Here is a 22,800-nt window from a genome sequence, read left to right on the forward strand (position 1 = left end):
CCATGACCGACACGATCGAGCCGACCGCCGCACCTGACCGCCCCCTGACCCAGGACGGTCCCGCCATCCGCCTGTTCCTGGTGGACGGCTCGGCCTTCATCTTCCGCGCCTATCACGCCCTGCCGCCCCTGACCCGCAAGAGCGACGGCCTGCCGGTCGGGGCCGTGTCCGGCTTCTGCAACATGCTGTTCAAGCTGATGCGGGACATGCAGGGCGACGCCCCGACGCATCTGGCGGTGATCTTCGACCATTCGGAAAAGACCTTCCGGAACGATCTGTACGACAAGTACAAGGCGCACCGTCCGCCGCCGCCCGAGGACCTGGTCCCGCAGTTCGCCCTGGTTCGCGACGCCACCCGCGCCTTCGGCGTGCCGTGCATTGAGCTGGCGGGGTATGAGGCCGACGACCTGATCGCCGCCTACAGCTGCGCCGCACGCAACGCCGGGGGCGAGGCGATCATCGTGTCCTCCGACAAGGACCTGATGCAGCTCATCGACGACAGTGTGTCGATGTACGATCCCATGAAGAACGTGCGCCTCGGCCGTGAACAGGTGATCGAGAAGTTCGGCGTGCCGCCGGAGCGGGTGGTGGACGTCCAGGCCCTGTGCGGCGACAGCGTCGACAACGTCCCCGGCGCCCCTGGCATAGGCATCAAGACCGCCAGCGCCCTGATCAACGAGTACGGCGACCTCGACACGCTGCTGGCCCGCGCCGGCGAGATCAAGCAGCAGAAGCGCCGCGAGACCCTGATCGAGTTCGCCGACCAGATCCGCCTGTCGCGGGCGCTGGTGAAACTGGACTGCGACACGCCCCTGCCCGAGCCGCTGGACGAGCTGGTCCTGCGCGAGCCGGACAAGGATGTGCTGGGGGCTTTCCTCGAAGACATGGGCTTCCGCACGCTGGCCACGCGCATCGGCAAGGGCGGCGCGGGCACGCCCCTGCCGGGGATTGGCGCGCCGGCCGCCGCCAAGGCGCCGGTTGAGGCGCCGCCCGAGTCCGCCATCGACCACGACGCCTATGTCTGCATCCGCGACGTGGCCACGCTGGACACCTGGATCGCCAGGTCGCGCGCCGCCGGGATCGTCGCCTTCGACACCGAGACGGACGCCCTGTCGTCCGCCACCGCCGGCCTGTGCGGCGTGTCCCTGGCCGTGGCGCCGGGCGAGGCGGCTTACATCCCCGTGGGCCATTGCGAGAAGGAAGGCCTCGCCCTCGAAGCCGCGGCCGACCTCGAGCAGATTCCGCTGCAGGAGGTCATCGACCGGCTGAAGCCGCTGCTGGAGGACCCGGCGGTCCTGAAGATCGCCCAAAACGCCAAGTACGACATCGCCGTCCTCGCCCGGCACGGCATCGACGTGTCCCCGATCGAGGACACCATGCTGATCTCTTACGTGCTGGAGGCGGGCCTGCACGGTCACGGCATGGACGAGCTGTCTCGCCTGCACCTGGGCCACAGCCCGATCCCGTTCAAGCAGGTGGCCGGCACGGGCAAGAGCGAGATCAGCTTCAAGCATGTGGAGCTGAAGCCGGCCACGCGCTACGCCGCCGAAGACGCCGACGTCACCCTGCGCCTCTACAACCGGCTGAAGCCGCGCCTGGCGCGCGAGGGTCTGCTGACGGTCTACGAGACCCTTGAGCGCGGCCTGCCGCCGGTCCTGGCGCGGATGGAGAACGAGGGGATCAAGGTCGACCCCGAGGCTCTGCGCAAACTGTCCAACGACTTCTCGATGCGGATGGCCGAATACGAGGCCAAGGCGCAGGAAATCGTCGGCCGCCCCTTCAACCTGGGCAGCCCCAAGCAGATCGGCGACATCCTGTTCGGCGAGATGCAGCTGACCGGCGGCAAGAAGACCGCCACCGGCCAGTGGTCCACCGACAGCGACGTGCTGGAGAGCTTGGCCGCCGAGGGGAACGAACTCCCCCGCGTTCTGCTGGACTGGCGCCAGCTTTCGAAGCTGAAGGGCACCTACACCGACAACCTGATCGCGGCGATCGCGCCGTCGACGGGCCGGGTTCACACGTCCTTCGCCCTGGCGTCCACCACCACCGGGCGGCTGTCGTCGAACGACCCCAACCTGCAGAACATCCCGGTCCGCACCGAGGAAGGCCGCAAGATCCGCAAGGCCTTCATCGCCGAACCGGGCCACGTCCTGATCAGCGCCGACTACAGCCAGATCGAGCTGCGCCTGCTGGCCCACATCGGCGACATCCCGCAGCTGAAGCGGGCCTTCGCCGACGGTCTGGACATTCACGCCTCCACGGCGTCGGAGATGTTCGGCGTGCCGATCGAAGGCATGGATCCGATGATCCGCCGCCAGGCCAAGGCCATCAACTTCGGCATCGTCTACGGCATCAGCGCCTTCGGTCTGGCCAACCAGCTGGGCATCCCCCAGGGCGAGGCCGGGGCCTACATCAAGACTTACTTCGAGCGCTTCCCCGGCATCGGGGCCTATATGGACCGCACCAAGGCCCAGGTGCGCGAACAGGGCTTCGTGAGCACGATCTTCGGCCGCAAGGTCAACATCCCGGAGATCGGGGGCAAGTCGGTGGCCCAGCGGCAGTTCGCCGAGCGGGCGGCCATCAACGCCCCCATCCAGGGCTCGGCCGCCGACGTGATCCGCCGCGCCATGGTCCGCATGCCCGCCGCCCTGGCTGAGGCCGGCCTGAGCGCCCGCATGCTGCTGCAGGTGCACGACGAACTGGTCTTCGAGGCGCCGGAGGCGGAGGCCGAAGCGACCTGCGCCCTGGTCAAGGCCGTGATGGAGCGCGCGGCGGAGCCAGCCGTCGCCTTGACCGTGCCGCTGGTGGTCGAGGCCCGCGCAGCCCTGAACTGGGACGAAGCCCACTGATGAGCGACGCCTGGATCCGGATCGAGCGCGACGGCCTGTCGGCCGAGATCAACCCCTTCGGCGCCGAGCTGTCGCGGCTGACGGACAGCGACGGACGCGAACTTCTGTGGGGTGGCGATCCCGCCTGGTGGACCGGCCGCGCGCCGCTGCTGTTTCCCGTGGTCGGCGGGCTGAACGGCGGCGTCTATCGCCTGAGCGACCAGACCTATCCCATGCCCAAGCATGGCTTCGCCCGGACGAAGGCCTTCAAGGTCGTCGAGCAGACTGCCGACCGCGTCCTGCTTCGTCTTGAGGCGGATGAGCAGACCCGCGCCGTCTATCCCTTCGAGTTCCGCCTCGACGTCGCCTTCGCCATTGAGGACGGCGCGCTGGCCAACACCGTCACGGTCAGCAATCTCGGCGACGGCGAAATGCCGGCGAGTTTCGGCTTCCATCCGGCCCTGCGCTGGCCCCTGCCCTATGGCGGCGAAAAGCTGGAGCACCTTCTCCGTTTCGAGCAGCCGCAGCCCGCGCCGATCCGGCGGGTCGGCGATGACGGCTTGGTGCGCCCGGACCGTCTGCCGACGCCGGTCCAGGGGCGCGACATGGCCTTGCGTGAAGAGTTGTTCGTCAATGACGCCGTGATCTTCGACGACCTGGCCAGCCGCCGCTTGGTCTATGGCGCTCCCGGACATCCGGGAGTCGAGGTCGCCTTCCCCGACTGCCCGCACCTGGGCGTCTGGACCAAGCCGGGGGCGGATTACATCTGCATCGAGCCGTGGAGCGGCTTCGCCGACGCCCAGGGCTACACAGGCGATATCCGGGACAAGCCCGGCGTTTTCCTTATGGCGCAAGGGAAACCGAAGGCCTTCTTGATGACGATCAAGCCGCAATCCCAAGTTCTGGAATCTTGAAACTCCAGAAAACAACCAAAAGGCGAGCGACAATTCAAAACAAAGACGCTCTGAAATCGGGTCAATTTAAATACTGAATTGGAAGCAATGGATCATACAAGTGTTGGGTCGACGCGAATTACCCTGGTTTCAGCTGCGCGCGACAATCCGACGCGCGTGCAAAGCCTTAGCGTTAAGACTCGTTAAACATGTGGGACGCCACCAATGCTCTAGGCTGGGGAGCCTGTAAGACGCGAAATCACTCGTCGTAAATGCAGCAACCCCAAGCCGGACAAGGGCTAGGGGGCCTTTATGACGTTCAACGACCTGCGCATTCCGGCCAAGTTGATGGTCATCTTCAGCGTGACCATCGCGGTCATCGTCGCCATGGGCGCGGCGATCTTCATCAGCAATGAACGTCTGGACGCCTCGATCCAGCGCACGGAGCAGGCCCACAAAGTGGTCAGCGCCATCGAAGGCGTGCGCTACCGCCTTTCCCGCCAGGAGAACTCCCTGCGCGGCCTGCTGCTGTCGGGCGATGACTACTATCGCGGCCGGCTCGTGGAATCGCATCGTCCGGCCTACGAGGCCCACGTCGCTGAACTCGAGACGCTGTTCGCCGGCGACGCCAAGGGCCTGGAGCGCGTGGCCCGCCTGCGCAGCAGCTTCAAGACCTGGACCGACGGGGCCATCAACCCGGCCATCCAGCTCGCCGCCGACCCGGCCACCCGCGCCCAGGGCGCCGCGATGGTCAACAACGACGGCGTGGCCGACAAGCTGATCACTCCCGTGGAGGAGACGGCCGACGAGATCCAGGCCGCCGCCGAGGACGCCATGAAGGCCGAGGCGGAAAGCCAGGCCTCCATCGCCTTGTGGACCAAGCTCGTGGTGATCGTCGGCGTCGCCTTGGTCGCCCTGACCGCCATCGGCGCGGGCCTCCTGCTGCGCAGGTCCATCGCCGTGCCGGTGACCGCCATGACCGGCGCCATGCGCCGCCTGGCGTCCGGCGACAACTCGGTGGACGTGCCGGCCATCGGCCGTCGGGACGAGGTCGGCGAGATGGCCGCCGCCGTCCAGACCTTCAAGGACAACGCCTTGGCCAAGATCCGCCTGCAGGCGGAGGCCGAAGCCGCCCGCCTGGAGGCCGAGCGCCTTGAAAGCGCCGCCGAAGAGGAGCGCCGCCGCAACGAAGCCACCCAGGCCATGGTCGTCGACACCCTGGCCGACTGCCTGTCGCGCCTGGCTGACGGCGACCTGACTTGGCGCATCGACGCCGAGTTCGCCGGCCGCTACGCCAAGCTGAAGGAAGACTTCAACGCCGCCATGGCCCGCCTGCAGGAGACTATGGCGGTGATCGCCGGCGCCTCCAGCGGCGTCAGCTTCAGCGCCGATGAAATCGCCAGCGCCTCTGACCAGCTGTCCCGCCGCACCGAACAGCAGGCCGCCTCGCTGGAGGAGACCGCCGCCGCCCTCGACGAGATCACCGCCACGGTGAAGAAGACCGCCGCCGGCGCCAAGGAGGCCACCACCCTGGTCACCTCCGCCCGCGACGGCGCCGAGCGCTCCGGCGCGGTCGTCCGCCAGGCGGTGACCGCCATGGGCCAGATCGAAAGCTCCTCGCGGGAGATCGGCAACATCATCGGCGTCATCGACGAGATCGCCTTCCAGACTAACCTGCTGGCCCTGAACGCCGGCGTCGAAGCCGCCCGTGCGGGTGAAGCCGGCAAGGGCTTCGCGGTCGTCGCCTCGGAAGTGCGGGCCCTGGCCCAGCGCTCCGCCGAAGCCGCCAAGGAGATCAAGTCCCTGATCAACACCTCCACCGATCAGGTCGGCTCGGGCGTGGATCTGGTCGGCCAGACGGGTCAGGCCCTGGAGCAGATCGTCGCCCAGGTGGCGGAGATCGACGCCCTGGTGGCCGACATCGCCGCCTCCGCCCAGGAGCAGTCCACCGGGCTGGGCGAGGTCAATGTGGCGGTCAACCAGATGGACAGCGTCGTCCAGCAGAACGCCGCCATGGTCGAGGAAGCCACCGCCGCCACCCACGCCCTGAAGGGCGAGTCCTCCGAGCTGGCCCGCATGGTCGCCCGCTTCAAGGTGGGCGAAGTCGCCGCGGCCAACGCCAATCGCGACCCCGCGCCCCGCAAGGCCGCGGTCACCGCCGCCCAACGCCCCGGCGCCCGCGCCGTCCCAGCCATGAAGCCGACCACCCAATTGGCGGCCGACGAGTGGGAGGAGTTCTAAAGTCCATCCCTCTCCCCTCTCCCTTGATGGGAGAGGGGCAGGGGTGAGGGTGACTGCTGCCTTTCCCAAACTCCGTCACCCTAGGCCTCGTGCCTAGCCCAGAAACGGCTGAGCTTCCTGGTGAGTGCGGCGGCCATCGCCGCGCCAATCCAGCCGCCACGGAGTCTCTGGGTCCTAGGCACAAGGCCTAGGAAGACGGATGTGGGGCGGGGAGATCAGCGGACTTATCCGCCCCCATTTCACCTCCCGTAAGCTCCTGACCGTCTCCATCACGGGAAGGGCGCGCGGCCAGCGCTGTGTCGTGAGGGGGATGCGGTCGAGCGGGAAGCGCGACCGTCGGTGGTGGGAAGGAGGGGAGCAATCCCTGTCTAGACACTGCTCTTGCCCCAAAGCGGCAAGACATCGGCGGCGCGCAACAGGCGTGAGGGGGTTACTCACGCGGACCGGGGCTGGGAACGCTGATCCCACCCGCCCGTCGGAGGCTTCGTCGGCTAAGCGCTAAGAGCGCTGCCTACCGACAGCTCCCGGATAACGGCTCGCGCGGAGCGGAACGACCTGCGTCGAACCCGGCACTCCAAAAGTCACATCGCCTGACAAGGGTCAGGCCGCTCCGCCGCCCTTCCAACCTTGCGGGTTCTGATCCGTGGGGTGTTTCGGCAGGCCCCAACCAATCCGCCCCTAGATGATGATCGGATCTGAACTGACATCCTGGGGCGAGACACCGCCCTGGGCGTCTTTCGTTTCCTGAGCCCCGATCAGCTTGCCGACCCGGGCGATCAGATCCTGGGCGATAAATGGCTTGGTGATGTAGCCGTTGGCCCGCAATTGGCCGGCCCGCTCAACATCCCCCCGCGTATTCTGAGCGGTCATCATCAGGACCGGCACGGTCTTGGTCTTTGAATCGTAGCGCAGCTCCCGCAGCACCGCGAAGCCGTCCATCATCGGCATGGAGATGTCGAGAAGGACCAGATCCGGCGGCGCGCGCCGGATGCGGTTGAGGCCGCTCTGGCCGTTCTGCAGCCAGTCCACCTCATAGCCGGCGGCCTTCAGGCGCACCTGGACCCATTCGGCGATCAGGGCGTCATCCTCCACGAGGACGATCTGCTTGCCTCGCGCCTTCTCGTTCACAGAAGCGGTCATCCCATCGCCCCCACATCCGCCTGCACCGCCGGCGCGGTGATCTCGCACCAGAAGATCGAGCCCCCGCCGGGGGCCGGTGAATAGCCAGCCTCGCCGCCCATGGCCAGGGCGAGGCCGCGACAGATCGCCAAGCCCAGACCCGCCCCGCCATGCACACGGCTGGACGAGTTGTCGACCTGGCTGAATCGTTCGAACAGCGCCGCTCGCCGCTCCTCCGGAACGCCGGGGCCGGTGTCGATCACCGCCAGGCGCAGACGCCCTTCATGCACCATGACGGCGTGAAGTCGGACCGATCCGGTCTCGGTGAACTTCACGGCGTTGGTCAGGAAATTCAGCAGGATCTGGCGCAGGCGTGCGGGGTCGACCTGCACGACCGGCGGGACGGCGGGGTCGATCAGCAGCCGAAGCTCAAGATCGCGCGCTTCGGCGGCGCTGCGCACATGCTCCAGCGCGTCGGTCAGCAGGTCGGGCAAATCCACCGCCTCGGGCTCCAGGCGCAGCGACCCGGAATCGATGCGGGAGAAATCGAGCACGTCGTTGATCAGCACGAACAGGTTGCCCGCCGCCTGCCGCACGCACTGGGCGTAGCGCTTCTCCGCCGCCGGCAGGGCCTCGCTCTCCACCAGCAGATCGGAGAAGCCGATGATCGAAGTCAGCGGCGTGCGCAGTTCATGGTTCATGGTGCCCAGGAAGTCGGCCTTGGCCGCTGCCGCCTGACCGGCCGCCACCCGCGCCGTCGCCAGTTCAGCCTCCGCCGCTTTGCGGGCTGTGATGTTGCGCATGACATCGATGAACTCGATCGGCGCGCCGGTCTCGTCGCGGCGCACCGAAGGGTTGGTCTCGAACCAATGCCATCCGCCGTCCGGCATGCGGGAGCGGAACTCGATCGGCCTGCGCTCCGCCGCCTCGTCATCCATCAGGCGTCGCGCATTGGCGATGAGGCGCGGCATGTCGTCCGGATGAATGAAGTCCTGCATGAACCGGCCCATCAACGCCTCAGGACTGTAGCCCTGGACCTGCTGGCTGGCCGGGGAGACAAACAGCATCCGACCGTTCGGCGTGTAGCGGATGATCATGTCCGTGGCGCTGTCGGCCATCAGACGATAGCGCCGCTCGCTAGCCTCGGCTTGGCGGCGATGACGCTCCGCCCGCGCGGTGGCCTTCTTCAGGGACACCATCAGACGCCGCTGGCGCGCCAGCGCCGCCGCCACGGGGAGAGCCGACGCCGCCATGGCGACCAGGAAGCCCTGAAGCACGAGAACGCGGACGGTAAGAGAGGCCGGGATCAGCATGATCGGCCCCGATCCCGCCACCGTCGCGCCCACGGAGACCGCCGCGGTCAGCAGCACGCCCAGTGCGCCGCCGAACGCGCCCCGCCGAAAGGCCACCAGCACCAACGCCGGCGGCACCAGGAACAGGATCGGATAGCGGGTCTGGCTGAACACGCCGATCAGGACCGCCAGCAGAACGATCCCCGCAGCCACATCCCACGGACGCCACGGCTTGAGGCGCCTGGCCCGGATGCGGCGCGGCGAAATCATGAGCAGGGCCGGCGTCAGGATCAGCAGACCCAGCATGTTGCGTCCGAACCAGACCAGCCAGCTGTAAGGCGGGACCGGCACGGGCAGCAGGGTCAGCAGCGCGGTCGAGAGTGTCGCCGAGACGGCTGGCGCAATGAGGGTCAGGCCGCAGAACAACAGCAGGTCGCGCCCTCGCGTGAAGTCGAGACCACGCGGCGCCCATCGGCTGAGAACCAGCAGGCACAGCACCATCTCCAGGAGGTTCGCCGAATAGAGAAGCAAGGCGCCCGGCAGGGCCCAGGCGACTCCTTGAGCCGACGCGGCGACCGCCCCGACCATGCCCAGATAGGCCCCTGCAACCATCCACAGGCGCGTGGCGCGCGGTGCGCGCAGCATCAGCGCCAGGGCCACGGCGTTGGCCGGCCAGATAGCCGAGAAGTGACCCGCCTCACGCGCGAAGTTCAGGCTCGCGCCCGTACACAGCGCCGACGCCAGAAAGGCGGCGAGCGTCCAGACCACCGTCGCCTGCGGCGAACGGCCCAGCTTCGAGGATGTCGGCGCGGCCTGTCTCATCGACCCATGTTGCTCCCCAGATTTGGGCGAAGGGTTAAGACGCGGGGCGGGCGACATCAGGACGCACGCCAATGCACCACCCTGCACGCCCATGCAGCGGCGCTGAACAGCGTTTGGCATTACCAAAACGAAACTTGAGCCGCCGCGCCCCCACGGGGCAGAAGGCTCAGTCTTCAGAAGAAAAGCATCCGAACACGGTGCGGCTTCGTAGCTGCGCCAGAACCTATTGATCGATGACCGCCATGAACAACAACGCCTCGCCCCTGTGGCTCCTGTCCGCCCTGTTCTTCCTCGCCGCCTCGCTGTTCGCCTGGATGTCGCCCCATGCCGAAACCACCCTGCGCGTCGGCATGCTCGGCATGAGCGCCTTCAGCATCTATCTGTTCATCCGCGCGCCGCGCGAGGATGACGGCAAGGATTCCGCGCCCGCCATCCGTACGCCCGCCAACGACTTCTGATGCCGGGTCGCTCTATCGAGCGGCTGACAGCATGTCCGGAAATGGAAAAGGCCCCGTCGTTTAGCGACGGGGCCTTTCTGGTGGAGCCGAGGGGAGTCGAACCCCTGACCTCGTCATTGCGAACGACGCGCTCTACCAACTGAGCTACGGCCCCCTGCCGAGGCAGGAAGGCGCACATACGGCGGCGGCCCGATCCCTGTCAAGGGTTGCGGCGGCGGTCTTCGGGCGGATACAACCCAGGCCTTGGATTTTGCTTGGAGGCCCCATGGGCAGCGCCATCGTCTGGCTGGTGAATACGATCATCAGCCTGCTGATCTTCCTGATCTTCGCCCGCGCAATCGTCAGCTGGCTGGTGGCGTTCGACATCCTGAACACGCGCAACCGCTTCGTGTACCAGGTGCTGACCATGCTGGAGCGGATCACCGATCCAGTGCTTCGTCCCTTCCAGCGCATCGTGCCGACGCTTGGCGGCGTGGACATCAGCCCGATCGTCGCGTGGCTTGCACTGTCGGTGATCCGCATCATCTTCAACGCCTACGCCACTCCCATCCTGCTCACGCTCGGCTGAGCATGGCCGCCCGGATCGCGGTCCGCCTGACGCCTCGCGGCGGGCGCGACCGCATCGACGGCTGGGACAAGGACGGCGATGGCCGCCCCTTCCTGAAGGCGCGCGTCAGCGCCCCGCCGGAGGACGGCAAGGCCAATGCGGCCCTCGTCGTCCTGATCGCCAAGTCCCTGGGCGTGCCCAAGTCGGCGGTGACCATCGCCTCGGGCCAGACCGCCCGTCTCAAGCAGATCGAGATCGAAGGCCTGGAGACCGACGAGGCGGTGAGCCGCCTCGCCGGCTGATGCGGATCACGCCAGTCCGAAGTCCAGGTGGCTCGAGGTGAGCCCTGACGAACCGCCCGTCAGGTCGACGTTGTAATCAGCCTCGCCATGGAAGGCGTCCGTCAGGAAGCCACGGGTGCCTTCGTAATAGATGCCGATCTTGGCCTGCATGCCGGCGTACATCAGGTAGCCGACCATGGCCGCCTTGGCGCCGATGGCGCTGCCGCCCAAGGCGGTGAAATAGGCAAGCTGCGTCATGACATAGGCGATGGCGGCGTTCACATCGACGCCCGCGGCCGTCGCCTCATCCACCCCGATGATCTTGTCATAGGCGGAGCGGATCGAGTCCTCGAACGACAGCGCGCCGTACTCCTGGGCGAACTGCTGCGAGCCCTGCCCCCCGGTGCCCAGGCTGACCGCGAAGTTGATGTAGCGGTTATCGGCGCTGAAGGTGGCGTAGTAGGGGTCGGTCAGATCGTTTTCGTTGTCGTCGCTGTTCACCAGATAGGCGACGCCTTCCCGGGTCGGCGTGGCGCCCGTGAAGAACTGATAGGCCTGCAACGCCACCGCGGTCGTGTCGGCGGCGAACTCGACCATCTTGTCGATGACCGTGGCTTCGGAAATCAGCCCCGCCTTGAACTGCGCCGAGATGTCCGCGAGTTGCTTGGCCTCTTCATAGACCGGGTTTGGAATCTCCTGGCCGTTCGGCAGGATGATGACAGGATCCGTCGCCTTCGCCGAGGTCGGATCGACGCCGGTGACCACGCCAAACCCGTTGTCGATCACCTCCTCCGGAGTCGTGCCGGGGCCCTGACCCGGGCTGGGCGGCGGAGGCGTGGTGGGCTCTTCCTCTTCCGGATCGGGCGTGACGACGAAGGGAACGTAGTTGACGTTCCCGCTGCTCGGCCCGAAGTCAAAGCTGTATCCCGCAGCCGTGAAGGTGACGTCCATCACCTTGGTGGTGTCGTTGATAAAGGCGCCGTGGTCGGCGTTGTCCACATAGTCCGTCACACGGACGTTGGTGATGTCGACCTCGGGACCGCCGACCGTCTTGCCTTCCTCGCCCACACGGACGCCGGTGGATGTGCCGTCGATCGTGCCGTTGCGGATGATGACCGCGCCGGTGAAGGTGGCCGGGTTGGCGTTGTAGCTGGGCGCGTCGTCCCGAGCCTTGATGGTGATGGCGCCCGCGTTGTTATGCGACGTCCCCGCGCCGTTCGACGTGCCCACATCCGTGAACGTGAAGTTCTGGATGGTGATGCCGCTGTAGGCGCCGCTCTTCAGATTGATGTCGATGCCCGCGCCGTGCTGGCCGATGTCGCCGAAGGAATCGCCCCGCCCGTACACGCCGACATTGGTCATGGTGACGCCGCTGATGAGGGCGTTGGCCAGGGCCTCTGTGTAGATGCCCTTGGCGCTGAGGTCCTCGAAGCGCGTGCCGGTGATCGCCACGTTCTTGAGCTGACCATCCGTCAGACTGGCCGTGCTCTTGGTGAAGTCCGTGCCCTGATAGCCGTCGACGATGGAGCCGCCGGTGATCGTCAGGCCGTCGATGTCCGCCGTCGTGGTCTTGTGCAGACCGAACAGGGAGTTCTCGATATTGACCTCGGTCAGAGCGATGTCCTGCACATCCGTGTCGAAGCGGACGCCCTGATAGAAGTCGTCGATCTTGATGCTTCTGAGCGTGAATCCGTCAGCCCGGACCGTCACGCCCGCGCCGGAATTGGCGTTGTAGGAGGTTTGCGGGCCGATCCAGTCCGACAGCTTGCCGGCGATCCCGGAATTGTCGGTGCTGAAGCCGCCCTTGATGATCGCGCCGGGCGCGCCGGCGATCGTCAGGTTGTCGACATCGACAATGATCTTCTCGTTATAGACTCCGGCCGCCACCTGGATAACGTCGCCCTCGTGGGCGTTGTCGATCGCTTCCTGGATCGTGGCGTAGTCGCCGCCCGCGCCCACCGTGATGGTGTCAGCGACGCCGTCGTCGATGTAGCCGGTGGAGGTGGAGGCCAGGACGTAGTCCGTCGTGTCCACCTTCATGGTCGATGCAGTCTGGTTGTCGATATCCGCCACCAGACTGTCGATCGTGACATCGGCGATCGTCACCGCCGGCCCGGTCGTGACCTTTCCCGCCTCGCCTGCACGGATGCCAACGGAAGCACCGGTGATCGACCCATCCTCGATGATCAACTGGCCGGTGAAGCTGGCCGGATTGGCGCTGTAACTGGGTCCATCATTGCGGGCCTTCACGGCGATAGCAGCGCCGTTGGCGTCAGCCCCCCCGACATCGACAAGGGTGAAATCCCTGATCGTGATATCGGTGTAGCTGGCATACTTCAGATTGAAGTCGATCCCGTTGCCGTTGAGACCACTGTCGTTACCCACCTTGCCCACGTTGTTCATCGTCACGCCGCCGAACACGGCATTCGAGAGGGCTTCGGCGTAAATACCCTTGTGGGTGATGTTCGCGAACGTGTTGTCGAGGAACTCCACGTCCACCACACGCCCCTGGGCGGTCGCTGTCGGCAGATCCACCCCGATCGTCAGGTTCTCAAAGATGCTGTCCTTGATCGTCAAAGCGTGGATGTCGGTTTCGGTCGATTTCCCGAAACCGATCTTGCCGCCCGAGAAGGTCACGTCGTCGATGAGGATATCATTCGCGTCCGCGACGGCGCGGGCGTTGTAGTGGAAGTTGGAGACCTTGACGTCCTGGAGGGTGAAACCCGACGCCTGGATGGAGACGCCGATTGAGCCGTTGGCGCCGGTTCCCTGAATGATCGTGGAGTCACCATCGCCGATGATCTTCAGGTCGGCCTTGTTGACCACGAAGGACGCATAGGTCCCCGGAGCGACCATGATGGTGTCGCCGCTGGACGCCGCGTCGATCGCCGCCTGAATGGTCGCGAAGCCGCCGGAGCCGGCCGTGCCTCCGGTCCCGACCAGAAGAATGCGGCCGGAACCAGAGTCGTCGATCACGTCGACGCCCTTCAGCAGGTCGGCATTGGCGTTGCCGCTGCTCGTGGTCCGCCAGCCGCCGTCAACCTTGGTCAGGCTTGTGATGCGGTCGTTGTAGATCACCGTATCGACGGCCGTGTCCGCGCTGCCTTCCTTGTAGGTCAGGAAGGTGTCCGCGCCGCTTGTCGCCAGCAGAGTGTCCGCGCCGGCTCCCGTCTCGATCCACATCGGCTGAGCCGCAGGAGAGAAGGTGTTGCCGGTAATGATCTGGCGCACATCAACAGCGCCCGTCAGATTCTTCAGGTTCAGTTCGGTGTCGATGTCGCTGGCGAAGGTGTTGCCGGTGACCGTGGTGATCGTGCCCGTGGTTCCGGACCCGAAAGTGATCGCCGTGCCCATGTCATGGAACGTGTTGCCGGTGATCTGGGTGTTGGCGTTGAAGTTCGCAGCGTTGATGCCCGCCCGCGTGTTCTCGAACTCGTTGCCGGTGATAAGCGTCGTGCTGACCGAACCCTCCGACCAGATGGCGTTGGCCCATACGTCGTTCGCGTAGGCGCGAACATCGTTCTGGCCTGTGAATAGATTGTTCCGGATCGTCAGGCCGCCGCCCGCGCCGCCTGCACCCTGGGTGCGGATGGCATAGTTGGTGATCACCGACTGGAAGGCGCTCGGATCGGGCGGATTATCCGTCGGGTCTCGGTCGAAGATCGAGTTTTCAACCACGTGGACGACGCCAGTCGGATTGTGGACGAGCAAGGAGGTTCCCGCCCCATTCGCGATCGGCTTGTCGTTCAGGAAACGAACTCCATCGATCGTGACCGCAGTCGCGCTGTTGATCGTCCACGCGCCTGTGATGGCGATGTCGGCCTTTGCGACACCGTCAGCGCGTGTGATCGTCACGCCCTTGTTGATGATCAGGCTTGCCGAATACGTGCCCGCTGCGAGCTTGATGATGTCGCCACTCTGTAGTGTGACGACGCCCGATCCGGGATTGTAGGTACCGGCGAACAGCGCCTGAAGGTCAGACGCGCTGGAGATTTCGAACTGTGCCATTTCGGGCCCCCACCCAATGATTTGCCTCTCAGTTGCAATCGCCGGGCCCGACAACGCAGCCGGGAGCTCCATCCCGCCGCCTTTGCTGTTGTCTTCTTGAGATACTGCGTCGCAAGCGGGACGCCGCCCCAAGCCAAGCAATCACACCGCGGCGCGGGGACCTGAAACCCACACGCCGAACCACCACGGCGCGAACGCTTGCTCGCAGCAACCTTAAGAGTCAACGTTTTGTTAACCGGAATAAAGAGCTCAAAATCAGTGACTTATAGTTAATTTTGAGCGCAAAACCTTTTTCCACAAGGCTTTAATGACTCCATCACTAGGAGCAATTTTCTTTTTCACTACCTGCTGAATTCATAGCGACGGCGCAATCAAGCGACCGACATCTTATTGCATCGCAACATTCATCTTTCGGCGCGGCCACAAAGCGCATCGAACGGAACGCTTCAGTGAGATTATAGTAAATATAGAATTTAGATCGGATTTACGCTTCCTACATTCAAATGTACGTGGATTTACCTCAATAATAATCAGCAACTTAAGAGACCAAATCGCATCTTCCGCGCCGAGGGATGGACTGCGCGGAAGAATTCGATGCCAAAGCCTGAGAATTTCTCCGCTACGGGCGACATCTATGTCGACGGTCTGCTGTCGGGCCTGCGCTGGGCGACCGACACGCTGACCTACAGCTTTCCCACGACCGTTACGGCCTATGGGAGGAAGTACGGATACAGCGAAACCGACAAAGGTTTCTCCGCCCTCACCACGAGCCAGCAGGCGGCGGTCAGCTCCGTGCTGGGCGATTTCTCAAAGGTCATCGCCCTGGACTTCGTAGAGGGATCCGAGGCTGGTGCGGACCTGCGATACGCCCGCACCGGCGCCACCAACACGGCTTGGGCTTACACCCCTCACGCCTCAGACGAAGGGGGCGACGTCTGGATCTCCAGCATCAGCAGCTATTTCGGCAACAGCGCTAAAGGCGGCTACAGCTATCTCACCCTTCTGCACGAGACCGGCCACGCTCTCGGCCTGAAACATACAGACGAGCGTGAGGGCGCATTCGGCGTTCTGCCCTCCGATCACGACAGCATCGAGTATTCGGTGATGAGCTACCTGTCGTACGTCGGGGCCACGGATAACGGCGGCTATCGCAACGGGACGTGGGACTATCCGCAGACCCTGATGCTGGACGACATCCGCGCCCTGCAACACGCCTATGGCGCACGCTTCGACAAGGTGGGCGAGACGCAGGTCTATAGCTGGAGCCCGACGACCGGCGAACTATCCATCGACGGCGAAGGCCAGGGTCGTCCCGGCGGCAACCGGGTATTCATGACGGTCTGGACCGGCGGGGCGGAGGTCACTTACGACTTTTCAGCCTATACGACCGATCTGGCTGTTGATCTGGCTCCAGGCGCCTGGTCGACGGTGTCGCGGGCGCAGCTTGCGCGCCTGGACCCGCGCGTCGATCCTATGAAGACCGCTGTCGGCAACATCGCCAACGCCTATCTCGTCAGCGAAGACGGCGTGGACAATCTGATCGCCGCCGCCGTCGGCGGCAAAGGTAACGACAGCCTCAAGGGCAACACCGCCGACAACCGCCTGGCCGGCGGCGCCGGCGACGACATCCTGGACGGCCGCGAAGGTTTCGACACGGCTGTCTTCTCCGGGGCCGCCGCCGACTATGACTGGAGCCAGTCGGATGACGGCTCTTGGTGGATCGCCGATCTGCGCGAGGGTTCGCCGGACGGCCGCGACACCCTGATCGACATCGAACAGCTGGCCTTCTCCGACGGCCTGGTCGATCTGCCGCCGGTCGCGCTGGTCGGCCTGGCGCACACGGGCGAAGGCTTGGCATAGAAACGCAGACGGCCCACGGGGAGAACCCACGGGCCGCGCGATCTTCAGCTGAAAGCCAGCCTTAGCCGGCCATGTCCTCCAGCTCCTTGCCGCGGGTCTCCTTCACCCAGGCCTGGACCAGGAAGTACGAGATCAGGGCGCTGACGGCGTAGAAGCCGTAGGTGAAGACGAGGCCGAGTCCCGCCGCCATGGCCGGGAAGCTGACCGAGATGGCGAAGTTGGCGATCCACTGGGCGAAGCCGGCCACGGCCAGGGCCGAACCGCGCATCTGGTTGGGGAACATCTCGCCCAGCATGACCCACATCACCGGGCCCCAGCTGAGGTTGAAGAACACCACATAGGCGTTGGCCGCGATCAGGGCGATCAGGCCGGTGCTGTCATTCAGGTGCAGAGCGCCGTCGAGCATTGTGGCGCGCGAGAAGCACCAGGCCATGACCGCCAGGGTCACGAACATGCCGGCCGAGCCGATCAGCAGCAGCGGCTTGCGGCCGATCTTGTCGATCACCGCGATGGCGCCCAGGCAGGCGGCGATGGAGAGCACGCCCGACAGGATGTTGATCTTCAGGGCGTCATTCTCGGAGAAGCCCACCGACTGCCACAGCACCGCGCCGTAATAGAAGACGATGTTGATGCCCACGAGTTGCTGGAACACGGCCAGGATCAGGCCGGCCCAGACGATCGGGCGCACCTTGCGGGTGACGGGATCGAGCAGGTCGGCGAACTTGGGCTTGTGATCCGCGGCCAGGGTGGCGCGGATCTCGGCCACCTTGCGCTCGCCCGTCCCCGCGCCGAACAGCTTGGACAGCACGGCGGCCGCCTGGGCGTCCTTGCGCTTGACCACCAAGTATCGGGGGCTTTCGGGTATCGCCAGCAAGGCCAACAGATAGATCGCGGCCGGAACAACCTGCAGCCAGAACATCCAGCGCCAGGCGGGGAAGCCCATCCAGAACTCGGCGGTCGAGCCGCCGGCGGTGGCGGCCAGCACGTAGTTGGCCACGAAGGCGCCTGTCAGGCCGGTGATGATCATGATCTGCTGGACCGAGGACAGCCGCCCCCGGATCGAGGCCGGCGTCACTTCCGAGATGTAGGCCGGCGACAGCACCGAGGCCGCGCCCACGCCCAAGCCGCCGATGAAACGGGCGATGATGAAGTGCGCCGAGGTGTCCGCCGCCCCGGCCCAGATGGCCGAGATGATGAAGAGGACAGCCGCGACCTGCATCACCGTGCGGCGGCCAAGCGCGTCAGCCAGACGGCCGGCGGCGAAGGCGCCGAAGGCGCAGCCGAGGAGAATGGCGCCGACATTGAAGCCGGTTCCCAGGGCTGAAAGGTTGAAGGCCGCCTCGAGCCCTTCCTGCGTGCCGTTGATGACGCCGGAGTCGTAGCCGAACATGAATCCGCCGATGGTGGCGACGGCCACGATCAGGGCGATGAAGGCCATGTTCACTTGGTCGCCGCCCGCGATGTCGGGGCCGGAGCCCCCCGTCGGTCCTGCCATTTTGTTTTCTCCCGCCCGTAGCCTGTCTTTGCAGGTGGGCCGTTTCCTCGATGCGCCGGCGCTCTGCGTCCCGCTGGCTTAGTGGTTATGTCTCGGCGTTTTCTTTGAGGTTTGTCGGTATTTGAGGGCGAACTCAAGCACGCCGCCCTCGGCCAGTTGCCCCGTCTTTTCGCGGAACAGCTCCTCCCACGGCGTCTGGCTTTCCGGGACCGGCGGCGCCGGCAGGTCGGCCTTTCGGCGTGCGATTTCAGCCTCGTCCACCAGGGCGTCGCAGGCCCCGGTGTTGAGGTCGATGCGGATCATGTCGCCGGTCTGGAGCCAAGCCAGCCCGCCGCCCGCCGCGCTTTCCGGCGAGGCGTTGAGGATCGAGGGGCTGTCGGCAGTGCCGGACTGACGCCCGTCGCCCAGGGTCGGCAGGCTCATGATCCCGCGCTGGATCAGGGCGTCCGGCGGCTGCATGTTCACCACCTCGGCCGAGCCGGGCCAGCCGAGCGGACCGGCGCCGCGGATCACCAGGATGGTGTTCTCGTCGATGTTCAGCGACGGGTCGTTGATGCGGTGGTGATAGTCGTCCGAACCGTCGAAGACGACCGCCCGGGCCTCGAACACGCCCTCGCGGCCAGGGACGCTGAGATAGCGCTCGCGGAAGCCTTCGGAGATCACGCTCGTCTTCATGATGGCGAAGTCGAACAGGTTGCCCTTGAGCACCAGGAAACCGGCGCGGTCGCGCAGGGGCTTGGCGTAGGGGGTGATCACCTCACGGTCGTGGGTGACGCGGCCTTCCAGGTTCTGGGCCAGGGTCTCGCCGGTCACCGTGCGGCAAGCGCCGTCGATCTTCCCGGCCTCCAGCAGCTCGTGCATCACCGCCGGAACGCCGCCGGCGCGGTGGAAGCGTTCGCCCAGATACTTACCCGCCGGCTGCATGTTGACGATCAGCGGCAGGTCATAGGCGGCGCTCCAGTCCTCTGGTCCGATCTCCACCCCCGCGTGCCGGGCCATGGCGACGATGTGCGGCTGGGCGTTGGACGAACCGCCGATGGCGGAGACCACATTGACGGCGTTGATGAAGGACTGGCGCGTGAGGATGTCGCTCGGGCGCAGATCCTCATAGGCCATCTCGACGATGCGGCGGCCGGTCTCGTAGGCCATCTGGCCGCGCTCGCGGTACGGCGCCGGAATGGCCGCGCAGCCGGTCAGGGACAGGCCCAGCGCCTCGGCCACGGCGTTCATGGTCGAGGCCGTGCCCATGGTGTTGCAATGCCCCGCCGAGGGGGCGGAGGCGCAGGCGCGGTCGAGGAATTCCTCCTCGTTGATCTCGCCCGCCGCCAGCTTGCGGCGCGACCGCCAGATCACGGTGCCGGAGCCGACCAGCTCGCCCTCATGCCAGCCGTCCAGCATCGGCCCGCCAGACAGGACGATGGCCGGGATGTCGACCGTGGACGCCGCCATGATCCCTGACGGCGTGGTCTTGTCGCAGCCCGTGGTCAGGACCACCGCGTCGATGGGATAGCCGTGCAGGATTTCGACCAGGCCCAGATAGGCCAGGTTGCGGTCCAGCGCGGCGGTGGGGCGGCGGCAGTTCTCGAAGATCGGATGGACGGGGAACTCCATCGGGATGCCGCCGGCGTCGCGGATACCGGCGGCGGTGCGCTTGGCCAGCTCCACATGGATGCGGTTGCAGGGCGACAGGTCCGAGCCGGTCTGGGCGATGCCTATGATCGGCCGGCCGGAGCGCAGCTCCCGGGGCGTGATGCCGTAGTTCATGAACCGCTCCAGATAGAGGGCGGTCATGTCGCTGCGCGCGGGGTCGGCGAACCACTCGCGTGAACGGAAGGGGCGTTTGGGCTGTCGCGTGCTCATCAGCGCCAACCTGCGTCGATCCAGTACTCGTGGCCAGTGCAGAAACGCGCGTCGTCGGAAGCCAGGAACAGCACCAGCGAGGCGACGTCCGCCGGCTCGATTCGGCCCTTCAGGCATTGCTGGCTGACGATCTCGGCCTCGCCTTCGGGCGTGTACCACTTCATCTGGCGCGGGGTCTTCACGTTGCCCGGGTTGATGCAGACGACGCGGATTCCGTCCGGGCCAAGCTCACGCGCCAGGGCGCGCGTCATGCCCTCGATGCCGGCCTTGGCGGTCTCGTAGAGCACCAGATCGGGCAAACCGAGATGCCAGGAGATCGAACCGAAGTTGATGATCACGCCCTTGCCGGCGGCCTTCATGGCCGGGACCACCGCCTTGGCGCAGAACACCATGTGCTTGAGGTTCACGGCGATCCGCTCGTCGAAATAGGCCGGCGTCACCTCGTCCAGGGTGTGGCGGTCGTCATTGCCGGCGTTGTTCACCAAAACCTCCACTTCGCCGATGGCGGCGAAGACGGCGGCGATGGCGTCGGTGTCGGTCAGGTCGCACTTGTGGAACACGGGCGCGATCGGCGCATCCTTCAGCGCGTCGGCCAGGGCCTTGGAATCCGCCTCGGCGATGTCGAGGAAGTGGACCTGGGCGCCCTGGCGCACAAAGCCCTCCACCAGGCCGGCGCCGATGCCGGAGCCGCCGCCGGTGATGACGACGCGTTTGCCCTTCAGGCTGGGATAAATCGCGCTCACTTTGCGCCCTCTGCTTGGCTCGAAAATTGGGCTTGGGTCGTAGATTGGATCATCGCGTCAGCCCTTGAGCAGGCCGCGGGCGGCGAGATTACGCATCAGGTCGCTGATGCCGAAGCGCCAGGCCGGCGCTTCCTTGGAGGTGGTCACCTCGTTCTCCAGCACCCCCAGCAGCGGGCTGGAGATGCGGACCACATCGCCGACCTTGTGGGTGAAGCCCTTGCCTGGCGCATCCCGGTCCTGGGTCGGCGCGAACAGGGTGCCGAGGAACAACGCGAAGCCGTCCGGGTAATGATGCTCGCTCATGGCCTGGCGGACCAGTTCGGCCGGATCGCGGCTGATCTGGTCCATGAAGCTGCGGCCCTCGAGGACATAGCCTTCCGGTCCGGTGATCTTCAGATCGACCTGCGCCTTGCGCACGTGATCCAGGGTGAAGCCGTCGTCGAACAGGCGGATGAACGGACCCACCGCGCAGGCGGCGTTGTTGTCCTTGGCCTTGCCGAGCAGCAGCGCGCTGCGCCCCTCGAAGTCGCGCAGGTTGACGTCATTCCCCAGCATGGCGCCGAGGATGCGGCCCTGGCCGTCGACCACGACCACGACCTCGGGTTCCGGATTGTTCCAGGCCGAGTCCGAGCGCACGCCGACCTTGGCGCCGAGCCCCACGGAGGACAGCACCGGCGCCTTGGTGAAAATCTCGGCGTCGGGGCCGATGGCCACTTCCAGGTACTGCGACCACAGGCCGTCGGCGATGAGGGCGGTCTTCAGCTTGGCCGCGCCCTCGGAGCCCGGAACCACCGAGCGGATGTCGGCGCCGACCCGTTCGCTGAGAGCGTCGCGGATCGCCTGGGCGGCGCCGGCGTCGCCGCGGCAACGCTCCTCGATCACGCGCTCCACGGCCGAAACCGCGAAGGTCACCCCCGCCGCCTTCACGCATTGCAAGTCCACGGGCGCGAGCAGCGGATTGGCCGCGAAGTCGAAGTCCTCGACAGGGCCCAAGTCGCGCCCCGCAGGGATGGCGCCCGTCCAGCCGCCAAGCAGATCGGAGATGGTCGCCCCCACGGCCGAGACGTCACGCAGACGCCCCTCGACCACCAGAACCGGGGTCGGTCCTTCCGGAAGCTGGATGCGGCCCACAAGCAGGGCGGAGCTCAGGTCGGAGGGCAGGAAGCTGAGAATGGGGGCGTTCATCTATGCGGCCTCTGCGGGCTGTTACCGGTATCAAACTTAGACGGTCTGATCACGTGATGGGAATGCTTCATCGCATCAACCCTTCGGATGACCGTCGGACTGGCGTCGGATCAGGGTGAAGTCGAGGAGCGTGCGACGACGGTCGGTCAGCTCGCCGGACCGCCGGGCGCGGATCTCCTCGATCAGCAGGATCACCGCCTCGCGCGACATGTCGGCGATGGGCTGGCGGATGGTGGTCAGCTCCGGCCAGATTGTCGTGGCGAGCGCGCTGTCATCGAACCCGCAGACCGTCAGGTCGCGTGGGACATCCAGGCCCAGGCGGTGGGCCACGGCCACCGTGGCGGCGGCCATGTCGTCGTTGCTGGCGAAGATCGCGGTGGGCGGCGAAGCGAGGCCGAGCAGCTGATCCGCCGCCTCCAGGCCCGAGCGGTAGGTGAAGTAGCCCTGGGTCACAAACGCCAGGTCGGCGGGCAGGCCGGCGCGCGCCAGGGCAGTCAGGTATCCGTCATAGCGCTGGGCGCTGGCGGTCTGGTTCGGGTGGCCCTTGATGAAGCCGATGCGGCGGTGCCCCAGGTCGATGAGATGCTGGGTCATCGCCTCGGCCGCTGCGCGGTCGTCGATGCGCACGGCGGAGGTCGAGGCGGCGGGATGGCCGGTCGCCACGGAGACGGCCGGCGTGCGCGACTTGGCCAGGGTCTGAAGCACGGCTTCGGAGTCACAGAGCGGCGGCGGCAGGATCACGCCGTCCACGCCCATGCCCACCAGCTTGGCGGCGGCCTCGGCTTCGCCGCCCTCGTCGCAGCGCTCGATGATCAGCTGGGCGCCGCTGCGGCTGGTCTGCTCCATGCCTCCGACGAGGAACTCGCTCAGGTAGGCGGCGGAGGGGTTGCTGTAGAGCAGGCCGATGCGGACCAGCTCGGCGCTGGCCAGACTGCGGGCGGCGGGATTGGGCGCATAGTTCAGGTCGCGGATCGCGGCGGTCACCGTCTCACGCGTGGAATCGCGGACGCTCTTTTCGCCATTGATCACGCGGGAGACCGTCATCGGGGAGACACCGGCCTGACGGGCCACGTCGCGGATGGTCGATCCGCCTCCCTGTCGACGGGCTACCTTCTGCTGCACCAGTTTCCTCCGACTAGGACGAGTCGGCTCGCCCCCGCTTTTCTCG

The 22,800-nt window shown here is 66.1% G+C and carries 15 protein-coding genes and 1 tRNA gene; 7 read left to right on the forward strand and 9 right to left on the reverse strand.

What is annotated here, in order from left to right; translation table 11 throughout:
- The first annotated feature begins 2 nt into the window (after positions 1-2).
- The 3 genes from polA (at position 3) to P7B02_RS06235 (ending at position 5,962) form a co-directional block, all read left to right on the forward strand.
- Positions 3-2,849 (forward strand): DNA polymerase I, encoded by a 2,847-nt coding sequence (gene polA, locus P7B02_RS06225; RefSeq protein ID WP_277785458.1) that lies wholly within the window; start codon positions 3-5, stop codon positions 2,847-2,849.
- A complete protein-coding gene (locus P7B02_RS06230; RefSeq protein ID WP_277785459.1) occupies positions 2,849-3,742 on the forward strand; it encodes an aldose 1-epimerase family protein in 894 nt (297 codons plus the stop codon). The genes polA and P7B02_RS06230 overlap by 1 nt, the downstream gene beginning before the upstream one ends.
- Positions 3,743-4,033: 291 nt before the next feature.
- Complete coding sequence (locus P7B02_RS06235; RefSeq protein ID WP_277785460.1) at positions 4,034-5,962, forward strand: methyl-accepting chemotaxis protein; 1,929 nt, start codon at positions 4,034-4,036, stop codon at positions 5,960-5,962.
- Positions 5,963-6,640: 678 nt separating this feature from the next.
- On the opposite strand, the gene P7B02_RS06240 is transcribed toward P7B02_RS06235, so the two are convergent.
- Entirely contained in the window at positions 6,641-7,102 is a 462-nt protein-coding gene (locus P7B02_RS06240; protein WP_277785461.1) for a response regulator transcription factor, read from the reverse strand.
- A complete protein-coding gene (locus tag P7B02_RS06245) occupies positions 7,099-9,195 on the reverse strand; it encodes a sensor histidine kinase (RefSeq protein WP_277785462.1) in 2,097 nt (698 codons plus the stop codon). The genes P7B02_RS06240 and P7B02_RS06245 overlap by 4 nt, the downstream gene beginning before the upstream one ends.
- A gap of 233 nt (positions 9,196-9,428) precedes the next feature.
- Here P7B02_RS06245 and P7B02_RS06250 point away from each other — a divergent pair, with 233 nt between their 5' ends.
- Positions 9,429-9,653 carry a hypothetical protein gene (locus P7B02_RS06250; RefSeq protein WP_277785463.1) on the forward strand — a complete coding sequence of 75 codons (225 nt, stop codon included), beginning with the start codon at positions 9,429-9,431 and terminating at the stop codon, positions 9,651-9,653.
- A gap of 78 nt (positions 9,654-9,731) precedes the next feature.
- Here the strand turns inward: P7B02_RS06250 and P7B02_RS06255 are convergent.
- Positions 9,732-9,807: transfer RNA gene (locus P7B02_RS06255), tRNA-Ala, on the reverse strand.
- A 111-nt stretch (positions 9,808-9,918) separates the two neighbouring features.
- On the opposite strand from P7B02_RS06255, the gene P7B02_RS06260 reads away from it, so the two are divergent.
- Together P7B02_RS06260 and P7B02_RS06265 are read left to right on the forward strand one after the other, a co-directional pair.
- Positions 9,919-10,221 (forward strand): YggT family protein, encoded by a 303-nt coding sequence (locus P7B02_RS06260; RefSeq protein ID WP_277785464.1) that lies wholly within the window; start codon positions 9,919-9,921, stop codon positions 10,219-10,221.
- Between the two features lie 2 nt (positions 10,222-10,223).
- Complete coding sequence (locus P7B02_RS06265; protein WP_277785465.1) at positions 10,224-10,502, forward strand: DUF167 family protein; 279 nt, start codon at positions 10,224-10,226, stop codon at positions 10,500-10,502.
- Between the two features lie 6 nt (positions 10,503-10,508).
- Here the strand turns inward: P7B02_RS06265 and P7B02_RS06270 are convergent, their stop codons facing one another.
- The gene (locus P7B02_RS06270) at positions 10,509-14,489 is read right to left on the reverse strand and encodes a hypothetical protein (RefSeq protein WP_277785466.1); all 3,981 of its coding nucleotides are present in this window, start codon (positions 14,487-14,489) and stop codon (positions 10,509-10,511) included.
- 594 nt (positions 14,490-15,083) lie between these two features.
- Here P7B02_RS06270 and P7B02_RS06275 point away from each other — a divergent pair.
- The gene (locus P7B02_RS06275) at positions 15,084-16,349 is read left to right on the forward strand and encodes a M10 family metallopeptidase (RefSeq protein WP_277785467.1); all 1,266 of its coding nucleotides are present in this window, start codon (positions 15,084-15,086) and stop codon (positions 16,347-16,349) included.
- 61 nt (positions 16,350-16,410) lie between these two features.
- On the opposite strand, the gene P7B02_RS06280 is transcribed toward P7B02_RS06275, so the two are convergent.
- The 5 genes from P7B02_RS06280 to P7B02_RS06300 form a co-directional block, all read right to left on the reverse strand.
- Positions 16,411-17,844, reverse strand: coding sequence for a sugar porter family MFS transporter (locus P7B02_RS06280; RefSeq protein ID WP_277785468.1), 1,434 nt, complete (start codon positions 17,842-17,844; stop codon positions 16,411-16,413).
- Between the two features lie 78 nt (positions 17,845-17,922).
- Positions 17,923-19,704, reverse strand: a complete 1,782-nt coding sequence (locus P7B02_RS06285; RefSeq protein WP_277785469.1) for an IlvD/Edd family dehydratase — start codon at positions 19,702-19,704, stop codon at positions 17,923-17,925.
- Complete coding sequence (locus P7B02_RS06290; protein WP_277785470.1) at positions 19,704-20,447, reverse strand: SDR family NAD(P)-dependent oxidoreductase; 744 nt, start codon at positions 20,445-20,447, stop codon at positions 19,704-19,706. The genes P7B02_RS06285 and P7B02_RS06290 overlap by 1 nt, the downstream gene beginning before the upstream one ends.
- Positions 20,448-20,504: 57 nt before the next feature.
- The gene (locus P7B02_RS06295) at positions 20,505-21,632 is read right to left on the reverse strand and encodes a fumarylacetoacetate hydrolase family protein (RefSeq protein WP_277785471.1); all 1,128 of its coding nucleotides are present in this window, start codon (positions 21,630-21,632) and stop codon (positions 20,505-20,507) included.
- Positions 21,633-21,707: 75 nt separating this feature from the next.
- On the reverse strand, positions 21,708-22,754 hold the full coding sequence (locus P7B02_RS06300; RefSeq protein WP_277785472.1) for a LacI family DNA-binding transcriptional regulator: 1,047 nt from the start codon (positions 22,752-22,754) through the stop codon (positions 21,708-21,710).
- Positions 22,755-22,800 lie beyond the last annotated feature (46 nt).

Source organism: Caulobacter segnis (assembly GCF_029543125.1).
Taxonomy (GTDB): Bacteria; Pseudomonadota; Alphaproteobacteria; order Caulobacterales; family Caulobacteraceae; genus Caulobacter; species Caulobacter segnis_D.